This is a genomic window from Nesterenkonia massiliensis, assembly GCF_000455245.1.
GTDB lineage: Bacteria > Actinomycetota > Actinomycetes > Actinomycetales > Micrococcaceae > Nesterenkonia > Nesterenkonia rhizosphaerae.
Genome location: NZ_HG005165.1, coordinates 673,538 through 689,642 on the forward strand (window position 1 = coordinate 673,538; position 16,105 = coordinate 689,642).

Consider the following 16,105-nt stretch of genomic DNA (forward strand, 5'->3'; position numbering starts at 1 on the left):
GCGGACCAACACGCCTGAAGGCGATTGTTGATATTACTGCTGAGCTCCGCTGGAGACGATCACCTGTGCTGCACGCAGCAGGCGGTCGCCGTAGCGGTAGCCCGAACGGATCACGACGGCGATGTGGTCCGCCTCCACCTCGTCATGGGGCTGCTGCATGATGGCCTCATGCTCAGTGGGATCAAAGGCCTCACCCACCGCACCCACGGTTTCCAGACCCTGCGCGGTCAGCGCAGATTCCAGTCGGGCAGCAATATGCGCGAAGGGACCATCCTCGAGGTCACCGGCCTGACGGGCAGCGGCGATGTCATCGAGTACCGGCATCAGTTCGGCGATCAGCTGACCCTTGGTGCGGTCCTTCTCCAAGGCCCGGTCACGCTCTACGCGGCGCCGGTAGTTGACGTATTCGGCCTGCACTCGGCGCAGATCGTTCTCCAGCTCCGCTTCCCGGTCGTAACCCTGGGCAGCGAGCTCCTCCTCGGCAGCCTCGATACGTGACTCCGGTTCGGTTTCACTGCCGCCGATCGCTTCATCAAGAGGCACCTCGCGCAGCTCAGGCTCTTCGCTCAGTTCAGGATCCTCACCCGGCAGCGGCTCGTGGAGATCGCCTTCTTCTCCAGCCGGAGCCGCGTGGGCCTGCTGGACCTCGATGGACTCCTCGGGGGCATCTGCCAGTATCCGCTCGGCTTCTGCCAGTGGGTCTGCAGCAGGATCGGTGCCTGCGGCTTCACGGTCTTCGGCGGTGGCCTCGCCGGTAGCTTTGTCATCCCGTGCCGGGGTCGGATCGGGGATGCCGTCCTGGGGGGATTTCTCCGGGTTGTACTTGTCCTCTGCCATGAGCTAAGGCCCTCCCTTCGGTCTGAGGATGCGCCCGCCCCTAAATGGAGCGGGCGCATCCTGCTGGTCTTCGAGAAGCGGGTCAGACGGTAATCGCCGTGACTACTTCTTCTCGTCCTCGTCCTCGTCGACAATCTCTGCGTCGACAATGTCCTCGTCCTGGCCCGGGGCGTCACCGGCGGGTGCACCCTCACCGGCTGCCTCGGCACCGCCCTGAGCATAGAGGGCTTCTCCGATCTTGACCTGGGAGGCCTGCAACTTCTCGAAGGCTGCGCTGACCTCGTCGTCGTTGTCGGTGCCCTCCAGGGCCTTCTTCAGGGCGTCGACGTCGGCCTGGACCTCGGTCTTGACCTCTTCGGGGATCTTCTCCTCGTTCTCCTTCAGGAGCTTGTCCACCGAGTAGGCCGTGGCCTCGGCGGCGTTGCGGCGCTCAGCAGCCTCGCGGCGCTTCTTGTCCTCTTCGGCGTGCTTCTCCGCGTCGGCGACCATCCGCTCGATGTCCTCCTTGTCCAGGGAGGTGCCGCCGGTGATGGTCATCGACTGCTCCTTGCCGGTGCCCTTGTCCTTGGCGGAGACGTGGACGATGCCGTTGGCGTCGATGTCGAAGGTGACCTCGATCTGGGGCATGCCGCGCGGTGCCGGAGCGATACCGGTCAGCTCGAAGGTACCCAGGGCCTTGTTGTCACGAGTGAACTCGCGCTCACCCTGGAAGACCTGGATAGCCACCGAAGGCTGGTTGTCCTCAGCGGTGGAGAACACCTCCGAGCGCTTGGTGGGGATTGCGGTATTGCGCTCGATCAGCTTGGTCATCACACCGCCCTTGGTCTCGATACCCAGGGACAGCGGAGTGACGTCGATCAGCAGCACGTCCTTGCGCTCACCGGCCAGCACACCTGCCTGCAGTGCGGCACCGACGGCGACGACCTCATCCGGGTTCACCGACTTATTGGCTTCCTTGCCGGAGAGCTGCTTGACCAGCTCGGCAACGGCCGGCATACGAGTGGAGCCGCCCACCAGGATGACGTGGTCGATGTCGGAGATCTTGGCTCCGGCCTCGGAGATGACATCGTTGAAGGGCTTCTTGGTCCGCTCCAGCAGATCCGAGGTCATGTCCTCGAACTTCGCGCGGGTCAGCGTCTCGTTGACGTGAACCGGGCCGTTCTCGCTCTGGGTGGCGTAGGGGATGTTGATAGTAGCGCTGGTGGTGGAGGAGAGCTCCTTCTTGGCGCGCTCAGCCTCTTCCTTCAGACGCGGAACGGCGATCTTGTCCTTGGACAGGTCTACGCCGTCCTTCTGCTTGACCTGCTCGACCAGCCAGTCGATGATGCGCTGGTCCCAGTCATCGCCACCGAGACGGTTGTCACCGGCAGTGGCGCGTACCTGGATGGTGGAGAAATCGTCCTCATCCTTGCCAACTTCCAGCAGAGAGACATCGAAGGTACCGCCGCCGAGGTCGAAGACCAGGATGAGCTCATCTTCCTTGCCCTTGTCCAGGCCGTAGGCCAATGCTGCAGCGGTGGGCTCGTTGACGATACGCGAGACCTTCAGGCCCGCGATCTCGCCGGCTTCCTTGGTGGCCTGACGCTCGGCGTCGTTGAAGTAGGCCGGCACGGTGATGACAGCCTCGGTGACATCCTCACCCAGGTAGGACTCAGCGTCATGCTTGAGCTTCATCAGGGTACGGGCGGAGATCTCCTGCGGGGTGTACTTCTTGCCGTCCACCTCAGCGGTCCAGTCAGTGCCCATGTGGCGCTTGACGGAAGCGAAGGTGCGGTCCGGGTTGGACACGGCCTGACGGCGTGCCACCTCACCGACGAGAACGTCGCCGGTCTTGGAGAAGGCCACCACCGAGGGAGTGGTGCGTGCGCCTTCTGCGTTGGCGATCACGGTGGGCTCGCCGCCTTCGAGGACGGTCACCACCGAGTTCGTAGTTCCGAGGTCGATTCCGACTGCGCGGGACATGGGGACTCCTTTCGTCAGAGCTTTTGAAGCCTGTCACTTTCGCTTATTGAGTGAACTGGACTCAAGTCTTCAACGAACACTCTCAGCTGTCAAACTGACTTGAGTGAGTTCGACTCAACTTTGCGTCGATGATTATAACGACGCCGCCCCTCGCTTCATTCCCGCCGCACCCACTTGTGCATGAAAAAGCTCGCGCACCCGGGGTACGGATGCGCGAGCTGGGGTGTGATGGCAGCCTGGGCCGGGACCTACATGGCGATACCGATGTACTTGGTCTCCAGGAACTCATCGATGCCGATGTCGCCGCCCTCGCGGCCCACCCCGGATTCCTTCACGCCGCCGAAGGGCGCGGCAGGGTTGGAGACCACACCTTGATTGATGCCGACCATGCCGGACTCCACGGCTTCGGCCACCCGCAGCGCCCGGGTGAGGTCATTGGTGAAGACATAGTTGGACAGCCCGTACTCGGTGCTGTTGACCGCCGCGACAGCTTCTTCTTCGGTGTCGAACGGGGTTACCGGTGCCACCGGACCGAAGATCTCCTCGCTGCGCACGCGTGCACCCTCAGGGATGTCGAAGAGCACGGTGGGCGGATAGAAGTAGCCCTCACCGGCAATCGGCTCGCCACCGAGCAGCACTTCGGCCCCGGAACGCACGGCGTCCTCCACCAACTCCTGAACTTTGTCCCGCTGCTTGGCATTGATCAGCGGACCAACCTTGACGTCGTCGTCGACACCACGACCCACTCGGAATTCAGCCATCCGCTGAGCCAGTCGGTCGGCGAAATCCTTCGCCACGGAACGCTGAACGAAGAGCCGGTTAGCAGCGGTGCACGCTTCTCCGGAGTTGCGCATCTTAGCCAGCAGCGCACCTTCCACGGCCTTGTCCAGATCTGCATCTTCAAAGACCACCAGGGCCGCATTGCCGCCGAGCTCCATGGAAGTGCGCAGGACGTGGTCGGCACACTGCTCCAGCAGTTTTTTACCCACAGCGGTTGATCCGGTGAAGGAGAGCTTGCGCGCAATACCAGAGCGGATCAGCGGCTCCATAGTGCCTCCGGCATTGGAGGTCACCACAATATTGACCACTCCTGCTGGCAGGCCGGCGTCCTGAAGGATCTGCGCAAGAGCCAGCATGGACAGCGGAGTCAATTCAGAGGGCTTGAGCACCGAAGTGCATCCGGCTGCCACAGCGGGGCCGATCTTCCGGGTGCCCATAGCCAACGGAAAGTTCCACGGAGTAATGAGAATAGAAGGACCAACGGGCTGCTTGGTCACCAGGAACCTGGCATTGCCGGCTGGTGCAGTCTGATAGTTTCCGCTGATCCGGGTCGCTTCCTCGGCGAAGTGCCGGAAAAACTCCGCGGCGTAGGTGACCTCCCCGTAGGCCTCGGCCAGCGGCTTGCCCATCTCCAGGGTCATCAGCAGAGCCAGATCATCTTTGCGCTCATGCATCAGCTCAAAGGCGCGCATCAGGATGTCAGCCCGCTGCCGCGGCGGCATCGCCGCGAAGTCCGGCTGAGCCCGCTGGGCAGCATGCAGCGCATCCCAGCCGTCCTGCTCGCCGGCGTCGGCCACCTCGCACAGCACCTTTCCGGTGGAAGGATCCTGGACCTCCAGCCGGGCACCGCTGTGAGACTCGCGCCATTGACCGTCGATATAGAGGGACTTCGGTACGGAGCTGATCAAGGCGGCCTCGCGGTCAGCAGTAATGGCCTGTGACATGACTTCTCCTTGTAAGGATGTGATGGCGGTGACATTCATGCTCTCACTCTGTAGTCTAGGCGCCAGCGCCGATTGTCAACAATCAGACACAAAGGATGAATGATGACTCAGCTCTCCCCCCTCCTGAAGCAGGCGACTCCCGTGGTGGCGTCCCGCGGAGAAGGCGTCTATCTCTATGACGACGACGGGACGCGGTATCTGGACTTCACCGCCGGGATCGGTGTGACCAGCACCGGGCACTGCCACCCCAAAGTTGTTGCCGCGGCCCAGCAACAGGTGGGCACCCTGATTCACGGCCAGTACACCACCGTCATGCACCGCCCCTTGCAGCAGCTGACCCAGCGACTCAGTGAAGTGCTGCCGGCGGGCCTGGATTCGGTGTTCTTCTCCAACTCCGGTTCGGAAGCCGCCGAGGCCGCACTGCGACTGGCGCGGCAGGCGACGGGCAGACCGAACATTGTGGTCTTCCAAGGCGGGTTCCACGGACGAACAGTGGCAGCGGCATCGATGACTACCTCCGGCACCAAGTTCCGTGCTGGATTCAGTCCGCTCATGGGCGGCGTCGTCGTCTCCCCCTTTCCGAACCCTTCGCATTACCGGCGCTACGGCTGGGATCAGGACCAGGCCACCGACTTTGCCCTGCGCGAGCTGGATCTGCTGCTGAACACCCAGTCAGCGCCGGCGGATACTGCAGCGTTCCTGGTGGAACCGGTGCTCGGCGAAGGCGGATACGTGCCCGGTCATGAAAGGTTCTTCGCCGGGCTGAGGGAGCGCGCCGATGCCCACGGGATTCTGCTGATCGTTGATGAGGTGCAGACCGGTTTCGGGCGCACCGGACGGTTCTGGGGCCAGGACCATTTCGGGCTGGTGCCCGATATCCAGATGTTCGCCAAGGGCATCGCCTCCGGCTTCCCGATCTCCGGGATCGCAGCCTCAGAGCAACTCATGGCCAAAGCCTGGCCGGGGTCACAGGGCGGGACCTATGGCGCAAACGCGGTAGCCTGCGCCGCAGCCCTTGCCACCCTCGAGGTCATTGCCGAGGAACACCTGGTGGAGAACTCTCAAGCCCGTGGTGAGCAGCTTCGCAGCCGGCTACGGGAGGCCGCGCAGGGGTACACCCAGGTAGCCGAAGTACGCGGTCTGGGACTGATGGTGGGCGTGGAGTTCATCAACGACGACGGCACCCCCGGCACTGCACTGGCAGCGGCCGTACAGCAGGAGGCGGCCCGCCGCGGACTGCTGCTACTGACCTGCGGGCCGTGGACTGAGGTGGTCCGGTTCATTCCAGCGCTGGTGGTCAGTCAGCAGCAGGTGGAGGACGCCGCGGGGATCTTCAGTGCGGCCCTGAAGGCAGTGCTGGGGTGAGGTCTACCAGATCCGGGATGTCAGCGCCGGATACTTCGGGTTCATCGCATCACCGGAAGAGACCCGGGTCACGCGACGCTTCACCCACGGGTAAAGATAGTCCTTGCTCCAGGTCACCTCGGCGGCGATCTTCTCCGGCAGTGAGACCACCGGGGACTCGTCCAACTCCGGCTCGTCGATCTCGTCCTGCTCCCCCAGCACTTTCAGGACTTCTTTGGCCATGGTGATGTGACCTGCGATGCCCAGATGCATTCGGTCCACATCCCAGTAGCGCCAGTCCTGGAAAACGCGCATATGCCAGAAGTCCACCAGATCCAGCTCAAGATCAGCGGCGATCTTACGCACGTACTCGTTGTAGATGGCGGTACGGCCACGGGTGAGCCGGAACATGGGAGCCTTCCCGGAGTCGAAACCGGTGAAGAGCACCACGCGGGCTCCTGATTCCGCGAGCTTCTCCACACCGGCGCGATAGCGCTCCATCAGCCCGTCGATATTGACCACCGGGCGCAGAATGTCATTGCCTCCGGCGTACAGCGTCACCAGCGTGGGCTTCAGCGCCAAGGCGGCATCGAGCTGTTCATCCAGCACCTGCTGCAGCTTCTTCCCGCGGATGGCGAGATTCGCATAACCCCAGGATGAGTCGTTGGAGATCAGCTGGGCGGCGACCCGGTCGGCCCAACCTCGCACGTCATTGGGGCTCGAAGGGTCAATATCCCCGACTCCTTCGGTGAAGGAGTCCCCCAGCGCGACATACCGCTTGGTGAATGATCCTTGGGCTGTACCAGCTGCAGGCATCTCGGCCTCCCCTGTTGCGAGTGCGGGTTTTCCTCTTCAGCCACCCTACCCGCGGGGCACCCAGGACTGAACCTACCGTCAGGTAATAACATGTGGCCCAGTTGCTTAAGGTGAGCTTCGGTCCCTTTCGCACGAGTGGAGACGCCCGGACATCGAGCACTTCAGGCGTGAAGGCGGGCGTGAGCCCGCCGAGAGCGTGGCGGGGTTCCCCCGCCCGCGGAACTAAATCAGTACAGCGGGTTGGCTCCGGGAGGCTGTTCTTCGGCAGCGATCGGACCAGGAGCCGTGCCCGCACCGAATGGTGAGCCGCCGAGCTCCTCGCGACCGTGCTCACTCAGCCAGTTCTGCAGGTCCGGCCCCGCTGGGACCACCTGGGTGGGGTTGATGTCCTCATGCACCACGTAATAGTGGGCCTTGATCTGGTCGAAGTCCACGGTGTCCCCGAATCCGGGTGTCTGGAACAGGTCCCGGGCATAGCCCCACAGGTTCGGCATCTCGGTGAGCTTGTTCCGGTTGCACTTGAAGTGCCCGTGGTACACCGCATCGAAGCGGACCAGAGTGGTGAACAGTCGCACATCAGCCTCGGTGATGTGCTCGCCCATGAGGTATCGCCGGTCGGCGAGCCGTTCCTCCAGCCAGTCCAGTGCGGTGAAGAGCCGGTCGTAGGCCTCCTCATAGGCACGCTGCGATCCGGCGAACCCGGCGCGGTAGACCCCGTTGTTGACCTCGGTGAAGACGCGTTTGATCACCGGAAGCATCTCATCGATCAGCTCATCGGGCAGCAGATCCGGCGCACCCTCCCGGTGATATGCCTTCCATTGCGTCGAGAAGTCCAGGGTCAGCTGGGGGTAGTTATTTGTCACCACCGCCCCGGAGGGCACATCCACCAATGCCGGTACTGTGATTCCGCGCGGATAGTCCGGGAATCGCTTGAAGTAGTTCTCCTGCAGCCGCTCAGTGCCCAGTACCGGATCCCGGCCGTCCTGTGTCAGATCGAAGGTCCAGGACCGCACATCGTGTACCGGGCCGGGAGTGGCCAGCGAGATCACACTCTCAAGGCCCAGTAGGCGTCGCACAATAATCGATCGGTGCGCCCACGGGCAGGCTCTTGCCGCCACTAGGCGATACCGTCCCGGCTCCACCGGCCAGGCTTGGGCATCAGCGGTCAATCCCGCAGCACGCGGGTCCCCGATGCTGGAGGGCTCCTCCTGGGGTGCGGCGGTGACCGCGTCGACGTCGGCCACCACTCGGTCCTCGATGTAATTGGTGTCCCGGGTGAACTCCTCCCCGGTCACGTAGGCGCCTTTAGTGGAGTGCTCGGTTTCGTATGTCTTCTGCGGACCCTGTGACTCAGCCATACCGCAAGGTTACGTTTCCGCGCTGAACAACTCCAGGGGGGCTCCAGGTGGTGACTAGTCTGGATCCCATGAGCACGACGGCGCCCTGGCAGGTCCTGACCTGTAACAACCCCTCGCCCATGACGCTGGAGGGCACTAATACCTATCTGTTGGGAGCAGCGGGATCCGACGCCGTGGTGGTCGTGGACCCCGGTCCTGCAGATCATCCCGAGCATCTTGAGGCGATTCTGGACGCGGCTTCTCACCGCTCAGTGCAGCAGATCCTGATCACCCATCGTCACGCCGACCATCTGGGCGCAGCCGCGGCTCTGGCGGATCTCAGCGGTGCTCCGGTGCGGTCCTTTGACCCCGAGTTGTGTCGGCCCCCAGGGCCGGGCGGGGGTGAAGCGAGAAACAGCTCACCGGCGCCGCTGCGCGATGGTGAGCGAATCAGTGTCGGTGGAGTGGACATCGAGGTCCTGCATACTCCCGGACATACCGCGGATTCAGTGTGCTTCTGGCTCCCCCAGCACAGGGTCATGCTCACGGGAGATACCATCCTTGGCCGTGGCACCTCCATGGTGGATTATCCCGATGGCACCCTGGCCGACTATTTCGCCACACTGGCCCGATTACAGTCCTATGGAGATGTGCCCCTACTTCCCGGTCACGGATCCCAGCAGCCCGACCTGGCAGCCGCTGCCGCTCGGTATGAAGCTCAGCGCCGGCAACGTCTGGACCAGCTTCACCAGCTGCGAAGGAAGCACCCCGATCACAGTCCTGCCCAGTTGGCGGAGCTGATCTACGGTCCGCGCCCAGGGGTGCAGCAACCTGTGATCCTTCAGCTGATCAACGCGCAGCTGGACTATCTGAACAGCAGCGAACCGAACTGAACAGCTGAGAATCGGACTACGCTTCAGGTCCGGACCCGCAAGTTCTAGAACGGCCGCTTGATATAGGGCAGCTGAGACCAGCGGATCTCTTCTACGCGCACGCCTTCAGACTGCAGCTGATCAACCAGTGCGTTGGCCGCTTTCGCCAGCCTCTCGAAGGCGTCGGGCGAGCTCTCTCCCACCACCCCGGAGGCGTAGCAGGTCACCACAAGCACAGGCCGACCCCACGAGTCCCGGTCGCGGTGCTGCACCACAGCCAGTTGCCCGTCGGTGACACCGGTGAGTGGACCTTCGGGTAAGTCTTCGCGGAAGTAGTCCATGAAGCCGGTGAGTTCTTCCACCACCTGGTCCACGGCATCGAGGTCAGCAGCGGCAATACGTGCTTGCAAGGGCGCCCACTCATCACCGGCTAAACGGGACGGTCCCCATTCACTCTGTTTGTTCCACCGCACAGGCTCCTCCTCCGCCTCACCAGGGTTAGCTACCCCGGAATCTCTGTGATGCCACCACAGCCTGAACGCGGGCTGTAAGGATCTGACGCCGACGTCCATTTGGGCACTCTACGATATCCCCCATGGGCACCCATACAGCAGTCATTACAGGTTCCACCGCAGGCCTCGGAGCCGCCTTCGCGAGGCAGCTGGCAGCCCAGGGATTTAACCTGGTGCTGGTGTCCCGTAGCGGCGAGCGGCTCGAAGCTCAGGCCGAATCCCTCTCCGCGCAGTATAAAGTCCGTGCCGATGTCATCATCGCTGACCTGACCACCTCTGACGGTGTAGACGCGGTAGCCGAGCGCTTGGCTGATGAAGCCAATCCGGTCCACCTGCTGATCAACAACGCTGGCCACGGCTTAGCGGGCGACTTCCTAGATAATGATCTGCAGGATGAGCGGGATCTGCTGCGTCTGCACGTGCAGACCACCATGGAGCTCACGCATACCGCTGCCCGCGGCATGGTCCGGCGCCGCGGTGGGCGCATCATCAACGTTGCCTCGGTAGCTGGATTCACGCCCACCGGCACCTACTCCGCTGCCAAGTCCTGGGTCATCAACTTCTCCAAGGCTCTGCACCAGCAGCTGAAGACCGACGGCGTCACCGTCACCGCTCTGTGCCCGGGTCTGGTCCGCACCGAGTTCCACTCGCGTTCAAAGATCACCGTGGCCGGAGCCAAGAAGTGGATGTGGCTCGATGCCGAGGATGTGGTGCGCGCAGGCTTGACTGCCAATGCTCAGGGCGCTGCTGTCAGCGTCCCGTCGCGCACCTACCAGGCGCTGACGGCTTCTCTGCGGTTCATCCCCGACCCCGTGGTGCAGTGGGCCACCGGACGCGGGATGGGTGTACCGGGCCAGGATCAGGACCAGGACCAGAGCACCTCAGCTCCGCAGCAACTGACATCCGGGGAGACAAAGGGCAAGTCCGCATAGGGCAGCATCTCCTCTTCTGCGCCGCTGACCTGACGGCATCGTGCACCCTGGCCGTTGTCCGCCTGGGAAAATCATCCCGACCTTAGTCTTCGTCCTGCCGCTCGCGACGCTCCCGGTAGGCGTCCTCCCCGGGTCCCGCGAAGTCCCGATTACGTTCAAAAGCCTGGATCGAGCCGGTGAACAGCGAAGCATCCTGTGAGGATTCGGTGCGGATCTCTGTGGCCGCGGCTGGGCTGGCCGGGGCGTCGTCGTCTTTGTCTACGGCCCCGAATTGGCCGGTAGCCACCGGTTCCGGCTTCTGCCCGAGGGCTTCTTCATTGGTGATCAGCATCCTCTGGGTCATCACCGCATAGGGGTGCTCGGTGCGCAGGTAGTTGACCAGATCCTCACGGATCAAACAGCGCAGATCCCACAGCTCGCCAGAATTGCGCGCAGAAACCACCACCCGAGTCTTGATGTGCCCCTCTACAGCTTCAATCACCTGCACGCTGTATGTATCCCCGTCCCACAACGGGGTGGAGTCCAGTAGGCGCTTCAGGCGCGCACGCAGCGCGTCCATAGGCACCCGCCAGTCGACGTCGAGCTCCACGGTGCCCAGCAGCTCAGTTCCGACTCGAGTCCAGTTCTCAAATGGTGTGGCCACAAAATGGGCGCTGGGGTAGATGAAGCGACGTCCATCCCAAGATTTGATGACCACTGTGGAGAGGGTGATCTCCTCCACTGTGCCGAAGTTCTCCTCGATGACCACGACGTCGCCCACCCGGATGGAGTCGGCGAAGGCCAACTGGATGCCGGCAAAGACATTGGCCAGGGTGGACTGCATGGCAAGACCAGCCACCACAGACACCACACCGGCGGAGGCCAGCAGTCCGGCCCCGAGCCCGCGCACATCCTCGTTCAGCAACAGCACAGCGGCCACTGCGAGAGTGATGATGGCTGCCGCCAAGATTCGCCCGATCAGGTCCACCTGGGTCTGCACACGCCGGCCCCGGCGGTCTTCGGCTTCAAGCTCGCCTTCCCCGATGTAGCGAGAGAGAATCACCGCCTCAATGATTCTGACCACTCGCAGCGCCCACCAGGCTACAGAGACGATGACCGCAATGTTCAGCACCACAAAAAGCGGCTGGCGCCACCATAGGTCAGTGCCTGTGGCGTAGTTGACGCTCAGCGCAGACCCGGCAAAGAACAGCACGCTGAACAGCGGTGCCTGCGTGCGGCCGATGGCGCGTTTGACCTGAGCGGAGCGGCGGAAGATCTGCTTCATCACGGTGGAGATCACCAGAGTGATGACCAGGGCGACCACCACCGTCAAGCCCACGCCGATCAGCAGCCCCATGAATGGTCCTGCGTTGGAGACCAGCTGCTCGAACTCTTCTGGGATGTGGTCCTCTACCTCGCTGGTGATTCCATTGGTCGGATTCTGCGTGGCGGCATCCTCATCAAAGAGCGGCTCCTGGGTGCCGCTGAGGAGGAGGGCAGTAGGTGATGAGACGGCGGGGAAGAAAACCATGTGGGGAATGATGGCACGCGTAGGGTGGAGAATGAAACCGTCACGCGCTGCTTTCGGGAGTCCTTTGGCAGGGTGTGACGCATATCTACACGCATCTTCGAGGAGGACCATGCTCACGTTCAGGGATCTGCGCGGAAGTTCTGTGGACCCGCTGTCTGTTCTGCCCAGGGCTGAGCAGGATATCTCTGCCACCGCCGCTACGGTGACCCCCATTCTGGAGCAGGTCCGCACCGGCGGGGCAGAGGCTCTGCTTGACCTCTCCGAACGGTTCGACGGCGTGCGGCCCCCTGCTCTGCGGGTGCCCGCCGAACAGCTGAATCAGGCTCTGGCAACTTTGGACCCGGCAGTACGTGCTGCCCTGGAGACGCTGATTGTGCGTGCACGCGAAGTGCATTCGGCCCAGCTTCCTCCTGGCTCGGTGGTCTCTCCAGCTCCCGACGCTCGGGTGACCAACCGCTGGATCCCCGTGCAGCGGGTGGGCCTCTACGTACCTGGGGGCCAGGCAGTGTATCCCTCATCTGTGGTGATGAACGTAGTTCCGGCCCAGGTGGCGGGGGTGCGCTCTCTGGCGATCGCCTCTCCCCCGCAGCGCGAGTTCGGAGGGTGGCCGCATCCTACTGTGCTGGCGGCTGCGGCTCTGCTGGGTGTTGAGGAGGTCTACGCCGTCGGCGGTGCCCAGGCTGTGGGTATGTTCGCCTACGGTGCTCTGGGGGCTGATGGGCAGCAGCTGTGCCCGCCGGTCTCGCTGATCACCGGTCCTGGCAATATTTACGTAGCGACCGCCAAGCGGGCGGTGCAGGGCGTAGTGGGCATTGATGCTGAGGCCGGACCCACAGAAATCATGGTGCTCGCCGATGAGACCGCTCCGGCGAACCTCGTGGCCGCCGATCTGATCTCGCAGGCCGAACATGATGAGCTGGCCGCGGCAGTGCTGGTGACACCTTCGGCAAAGCTGGCCGAAGCGGTGCGTTCCCAGGTGGAGGAGCAGGTAGACGCTACTGAGCACAAGGACCGTGTCAAACAGTCCCTCTCCGGGACCCAGTCTGCAGTGCTGCTGGTGGACTCGATGGATGATGCAGTGGAGATCGCCAATGCCTATGGGGCTGAGCACCTGGAGATCATGGCCGGCAACGATGAGAACCTGGTGGATCGCATTCACAATGCCGGGGCGATCTTTGTCGGCTCATACTCACCGGTGTCGTTGGGGGATTACTGCGCTGGTTCCAACCATGTGCTGCCCACCGGCGGGGCATCGGCGTACTCCTCGGGGCTGAATGTCACCAGCTTCCTGCGTTCCCAGCAGGTCATTCACTACGGGCGTGAGGGCTTAGGCCATGTGGCTGAGCATGTCACCGCTCTTGCCGCCGCCGAAGGGCTTCCGGCCCACGGGGATGCAGTGACTGCCCGCTTCCGCTGATTCGCTGTCCGCCTGAGGTAGACACAGCAGGGGTCCTGTTCCTCCTTCGGAGTATTCCGGAAGGGAACAGGACCCCTGCTGCGTGTGGCTGTGGTTGGCCCTTAGGCCTGGGTGATGTAGCCGGTGCTGACCCAGCCGGTGTAGCTGTCCCCGGCATGGGTGTATTCCACGCGGATCCAGTCACCGCGGCGTTCCAGTGCCGAGAGCGTGGTGCCACGCGGGATCTGGACCAGTTTCTCCGCGGAGGTGCTGGGCTCTTCGCGCAGCGGCACGGAGAAGCTGGCGGTCCACTGGTCCGTCGAGCTCACGCTGGAGACGGTGCTGGCGCTGGGGTGTACGGCGTAGTAGCTGTCTCCCCATCCGCCCGGATCGCCCTGCAGGTTCAGCTGGGTCTTGCAGGATGGCCAAGCGCCCCAGCCCTGGTGCTTCCAGAGCTCATAGGCGCGAGTGATCTGCTCCTGCTTGGAGGCCTGGTGTGGAAGGCCGCTGCCGCCCACCCATTCCCAGGAGCCCTTGGAGAACTGCAGGCCGCCGTAGTAACCGTTACCGGTATTGATGGACCAGTTTCCGCTGGACTCGCACTGGGCCAGTTTGTCCCAGGCGGAGCTGTAAGGCCCGTGCGGGCTCTTGGCATGCATACCGCTGGTGGCAGGCGTTGACCCGGAGTTTGAGCCTGAGCCCGAATTCGAACCAGAGCCGGAGGTAGAACCCGAACCTGAGTTGGAGCCAGAGCTCGAGCTAGAGCCGGAGTTCGAACCACTACTGGACCCGGATCCGGAACCGGTGTTGGAACCGGCCGCACTCGGCGCAGCCACCGTGGGGGCTGATGCCGAGGATGGCACCTCGAGGTACTCCCCCCACATCCAGCCGGTACTGCCAGCAATGCGCACCTGGTACCAGCCGTTGCGCTGGCCCAACAGCTCAACCCGCTGGCTGGGGCGGGTCGAGGCAATCACCCGATCACTGGTGCTGGGACCGGAGCGCACGTTCTGCCACATCGTGGTGACAGCGCTGTTGCCGGCCGACGACGGAGTCGTGGGCCGGGCCGGAGCAGGGCTCGGCGAGGGGCTCGGCGTAGCTGAGGGCGCCGGGGCAGGCTGCGTGCTAGGCCGTTCAGAGGGGGTCGGCTGAGCACTAGGCGTCGGCTGAGCCGTGGGGCTCGGGCTCGACGACTCACTCGGGGCAGCCGGTGCGCTCGGGGTAGCCGGTGCACTCGGTGTGGGCTGTGCTGAAGGAGTTGGCCGGGGTGTGCTCGGTGCGGCTGAAGATGCCGAGCCGGAGTTGCCGGAGGAGCCGGAAGCCGAAGACCCGGTAGTGGACGAGTCAGTAGTGGACGACCCAGCGCTAGACGATCCGCTAGCCGAGGAACCTGCGCTGGAGGAGCCTGAGGTGGAAGAACCGCTGCTCGAGGATCCGGTGTTCGGCGCCTGGGCGGCTGCGGAGGCGGGTAGGTCTAGATAGTCGCCCCACATCCAGCCAGTTCCTGCGGTGGTACGCACCTGGAACCACCCGTTGCGCTGATCCAGCACCTCCATTCGCTGACCCGGTGCCACAGTGCGAGTCACGCCGTGGGAGAGCCCGGGGCCCGAACGCATGTTCTGCCACATAGTGGTGGTGGCGTGGTCGCTGCGCGAGGCCGATGATGAGCTGTTAGCGCCAGAAGACGACGATCTGGAACCTGAAGTGTCTGAACCCGAGGTGTTCGAGCCAGTCGATGCGCTGCTGGAGCCCGATGACTGACGCTCGCTGGGGGCCGCAGGGGCCGGTGCACTCAGGTAACCAGAGTGCACCCATAGGGTCCGTGATCCCCGCGCGAAGCTCACCCACTCCCCGCTGCGACCGGTCACCTGAACGCGCTCCCCCGGAGCCAGCACAGTGACCACGCTGGAGCTCATACCGGGACCGCTTCGGGCGTTGAGGTACACGCCGTTGACGGTATGGGCACCGGCCGACTGTGCGGAGTCGGTGGAGCCAGTATTCGAGGAGCTTGAACCCGCGGAGCCGGAGCTGGAGGACCCGGAGGAAGCAGACTCTGAGGACGATCCGGAAGAGGACGAACCCGTGCCAGTTGAGGTACTGTCGGCTACCGGCTCCAGATACGCACCATGGGACCACACCTGGCGACCATTACGGGTGAACTGCACCCACTGGCCGCTACTGCCGGTGACGGTGATGCGTTCACCGGCGGGCATGCCCTGCACTACAGGGTGCTGAGCACCCGGGCCGCTGCGCGCGTTCAGCGGAGTCGTCACGCGGAAGGTGCCTGCAGCGGCGGTGGGCTGCGTGGCAGGCTGCCCACCTGATGCGCCCTCGGCACCAGGAATGTTAGTTGCCGGAGTAGGCGCCGATGGGGCGCTTCCACCCTGGGAAGCGCCGCTGACTGGCTGGATGTAGGCGCTATGTGACCAGACCTGCTGGCCGTTTCTGGTGAACTGGACCCATGAGCCCTGAGCCGCCGTCACAGTGATCTCCTCACCGGTAGGCATTCCTTGGACAACTGGATGATGAGTGCCGGGACCGCTGCGTGCATTCAGCGGCGTGGTCACGCGGTAGACGCGCCCAGCCTGAGGCGCGGTGTTTCCGCTGGAGGCTGGATTCACCGCTGCTCCCGAGGGCCGGGTAGGGGTCAAGTGACCTAGCTGCACCCAGCCGGTCTGGCCCGCGGCAGTCACGCGGACAAAGCCATTGGAGGAGTCCCCCGGCTCCGAAGTGACCGCAGTACCGCGTCCCAGCTGACGCAGTACCGGTGCGGTGCTGCTGGCTTGTGAGCGCAGTGCAGTGGATTCGGCAGTGGAATAGTCGCAGGTCTGCGGCGTGCTCTGCTGCTGGACGCGGGCAGCCC

14 protein-coding genes and 3 pseudogenes are annotated in these 16,105 nt (G+C 63.7%); 6 read left to right on the top strand and 11 right to left on the bottom strand.

All coding sequences use genetic code 11. The features are described 5' to 3' along the window. Nucleotides 1-33: 33 nt before the first annotated feature. From TX78_RS03110 to TX78_RS03120, 3 genes are all read right to left on the bottom strand, one after another. Entirely contained in the window at nt 34-837 is an 804-nt protein-coding gene (locus TX78_RS03110) for a nucleotide exchange factor GrpE (RefSeq protein WP_081652519.1), read from the bottom strand. A 102-nt stretch (nt 838-939) separates the two neighbouring features. Then, nucleotides 940-2,799, bottom strand: a complete 1,860-nt coding sequence (gene dnaK, locus TX78_RS03115; RefSeq protein WP_044493377.1) for a molecular chaperone DnaK — start codon at nt 2,797-2,799, stop codon at nt 940-942. 248 nt (nt 2,800-3,047) lie between these two features. Then, entirely contained in the window at nt 3,048-4,523 is a 1,476-nt protein-coding gene (locus TX78_RS03120; protein ID WP_101750600.1) for an NAD-dependent succinate-semialdehyde dehydrogenase, read from the bottom strand. A gap of 102 nt (nt 4,524-4,625) precedes the next feature. Between TX78_RS03120 and TX78_RS03125 the strand changes: the two genes are divergently transcribed. After that, nucleotides 4,626-5,888, top strand: coding sequence for an aspartate aminotransferase family protein (locus tag TX78_RS03125; RefSeq protein WP_044493686.1), 1,263 nt, complete (start codon nt 4,626-4,628; stop codon nt 5,886-5,888). 3 nt (nt 5,889-5,891) lie between these two features. On the opposite strand, the gene TX78_RS03130 is transcribed toward TX78_RS03125, so the two are convergent. Next, nucleotides 5,892-6,683, bottom strand: a complete 792-nt coding sequence (locus TX78_RS03130; RefSeq protein WP_044493379.1) for an SGNH/GDSL hydrolase family protein — start codon at nt 6,681-6,683, stop codon at nt 5,892-5,894. A 227-nt stretch (nt 6,684-6,910) separates the two neighbouring features. Beyond that, nucleotides 6,911-8,041 carry a glutathione S-transferase family protein gene (locus TX78_RS03135; protein WP_044493380.1) on the bottom strand — a complete coding sequence of 377 codons (1,131 nt, stop codon included), beginning with the start codon at nt 8,039-8,041 and terminating at the stop codon, nt 6,911-6,913. Nucleotides 8,042-8,109: 68 nt separating this feature from the next. Between TX78_RS03135 and TX78_RS03140 the strand changes: the two genes are divergently transcribed. Then, nucleotides 8,110-8,913 (top strand): MBL fold metallo-hydrolase, encoded by an 804-nt coding sequence (locus TX78_RS03140; protein ID WP_044493381.1) that lies wholly within the window; start codon nt 8,110-8,112, stop codon nt 8,911-8,913. 44 nt (nt 8,914-8,957) lie between these two features. Here the strand turns inward: TX78_RS03140 and TX78_RS03145 are convergent, their stop codons facing one another. Next, complete coding sequence (locus TX78_RS03145) at nt 8,958-9,365, bottom strand: hypothetical protein (protein WP_044493383.1); 408 nt, start codon at nt 9,363-9,365, stop codon at nt 8,958-8,960. Between the two features lie 122 nt (nt 9,366-9,487). On the opposite strand from TX78_RS03145, the gene TX78_RS03150 reads away from it, so the two are divergent. Continuing rightward, the gene (locus tag TX78_RS03150) at nt 9,488-10,336 is read left to right on the top strand and encodes an SDR family NAD(P)-dependent oxidoreductase (RefSeq protein ID WP_044493387.1); all 849 of its coding nucleotides are present in this window, start codon (nt 9,488-9,490) and stop codon (nt 10,334-10,336) included. An 82-nt stretch (nt 10,337-10,418) separates the two neighbouring features. On the opposite strand, the gene TX78_RS03155 is transcribed toward TX78_RS03150, so the two are convergent. Then, nucleotides 10,419-11,846, bottom strand: coding sequence for a mechanosensitive ion channel family protein (locus TX78_RS03155; protein ID WP_158644290.1), 1,428 nt, complete (start codon nt 11,844-11,846; stop codon nt 10,419-10,421). Nucleotides 11,847-11,955: 109 nt separating this feature from the next. Here TX78_RS03155 and hisD point away from each other — a divergent pair, with 109 nt between their 5' ends. Next, nucleotides 11,956-13,263 (top strand): histidinol dehydrogenase, encoded by a 1,308-nt coding sequence (hisD, locus tag TX78_RS03160; RefSeq protein ID WP_044493389.1) that lies wholly within the window; start codon nt 11,956-11,958, stop codon nt 13,261-13,263. 101 nt (nt 13,264-13,364) lie between these two features. On the opposite strand, the gene TX78_RS14510 is transcribed toward hisD, so the two are convergent. Together TX78_RS14510 and TX78_RS14580 are read right to left on the bottom strand one after the other, a co-directional pair. Continuing rightward, nucleotides 13,365-13,901 carry a transglycosylase family protein gene (locus tag TX78_RS14510; RefSeq protein ID WP_049897378.1) on the bottom strand — a complete coding sequence of 179 codons (537 nt, stop codon included), beginning with the start codon at nt 13,899-13,901 and terminating at the stop codon, nt 13,365-13,367. A gap of 264 nt (nt 13,902-14,165) precedes the next feature. Then, nucleotides 14,166-14,261, bottom strand: a pseudogene (locus TX78_RS14580) (hypothetical protein); the annotation flags it as partial. A gap of 154 nt (nt 14,262-14,415) precedes the next feature. Here TX78_RS14580 and TX78_RS14160 point away from each other — a divergent pair. Further along, a complete protein-coding gene (locus tag TX78_RS14160; RefSeq protein WP_044493392.1) occupies nt 14,416-14,724 on the top strand; it encodes a hypothetical protein in 309 nt (102 codons plus the stop codon). Between the two features lie 50 nt (nt 14,725-14,774). Here the strand turns inward: TX78_RS14160 and TX78_RS14585 are convergent. Beyond that, nucleotides 14,775-14,858 (bottom strand): annotated as a pseudogene (locus tag TX78_RS14585) (hypothetical protein); the annotation flags it as partial. Between TX78_RS14585 and TX78_RS14165 the strand changes: the two are divergent. After that, nucleotides 14,818-15,003, top strand: coding sequence for a hypothetical protein (locus tag TX78_RS14165; protein ID WP_233722133.1), 186 nt, complete (start codon nt 14,818-14,820; stop codon nt 15,001-15,003). The pseudogene TX78_RS14585 and the gene TX78_RS14165 sit on opposite strands and share 41 nt — an antisense overlap. 41 nt (nt 15,004-15,044) lie before the next feature. Here TX78_RS14165 and TX78_RS14590 read toward each other — a convergent pair. Next, nucleotides 15,045-15,935 (bottom strand): annotated as a pseudogene (locus tag TX78_RS14590) (SH3 domain-containing protein); the annotation flags it as partial. Nucleotides 15,936-16,105 lie beyond the last annotated feature (170 nt).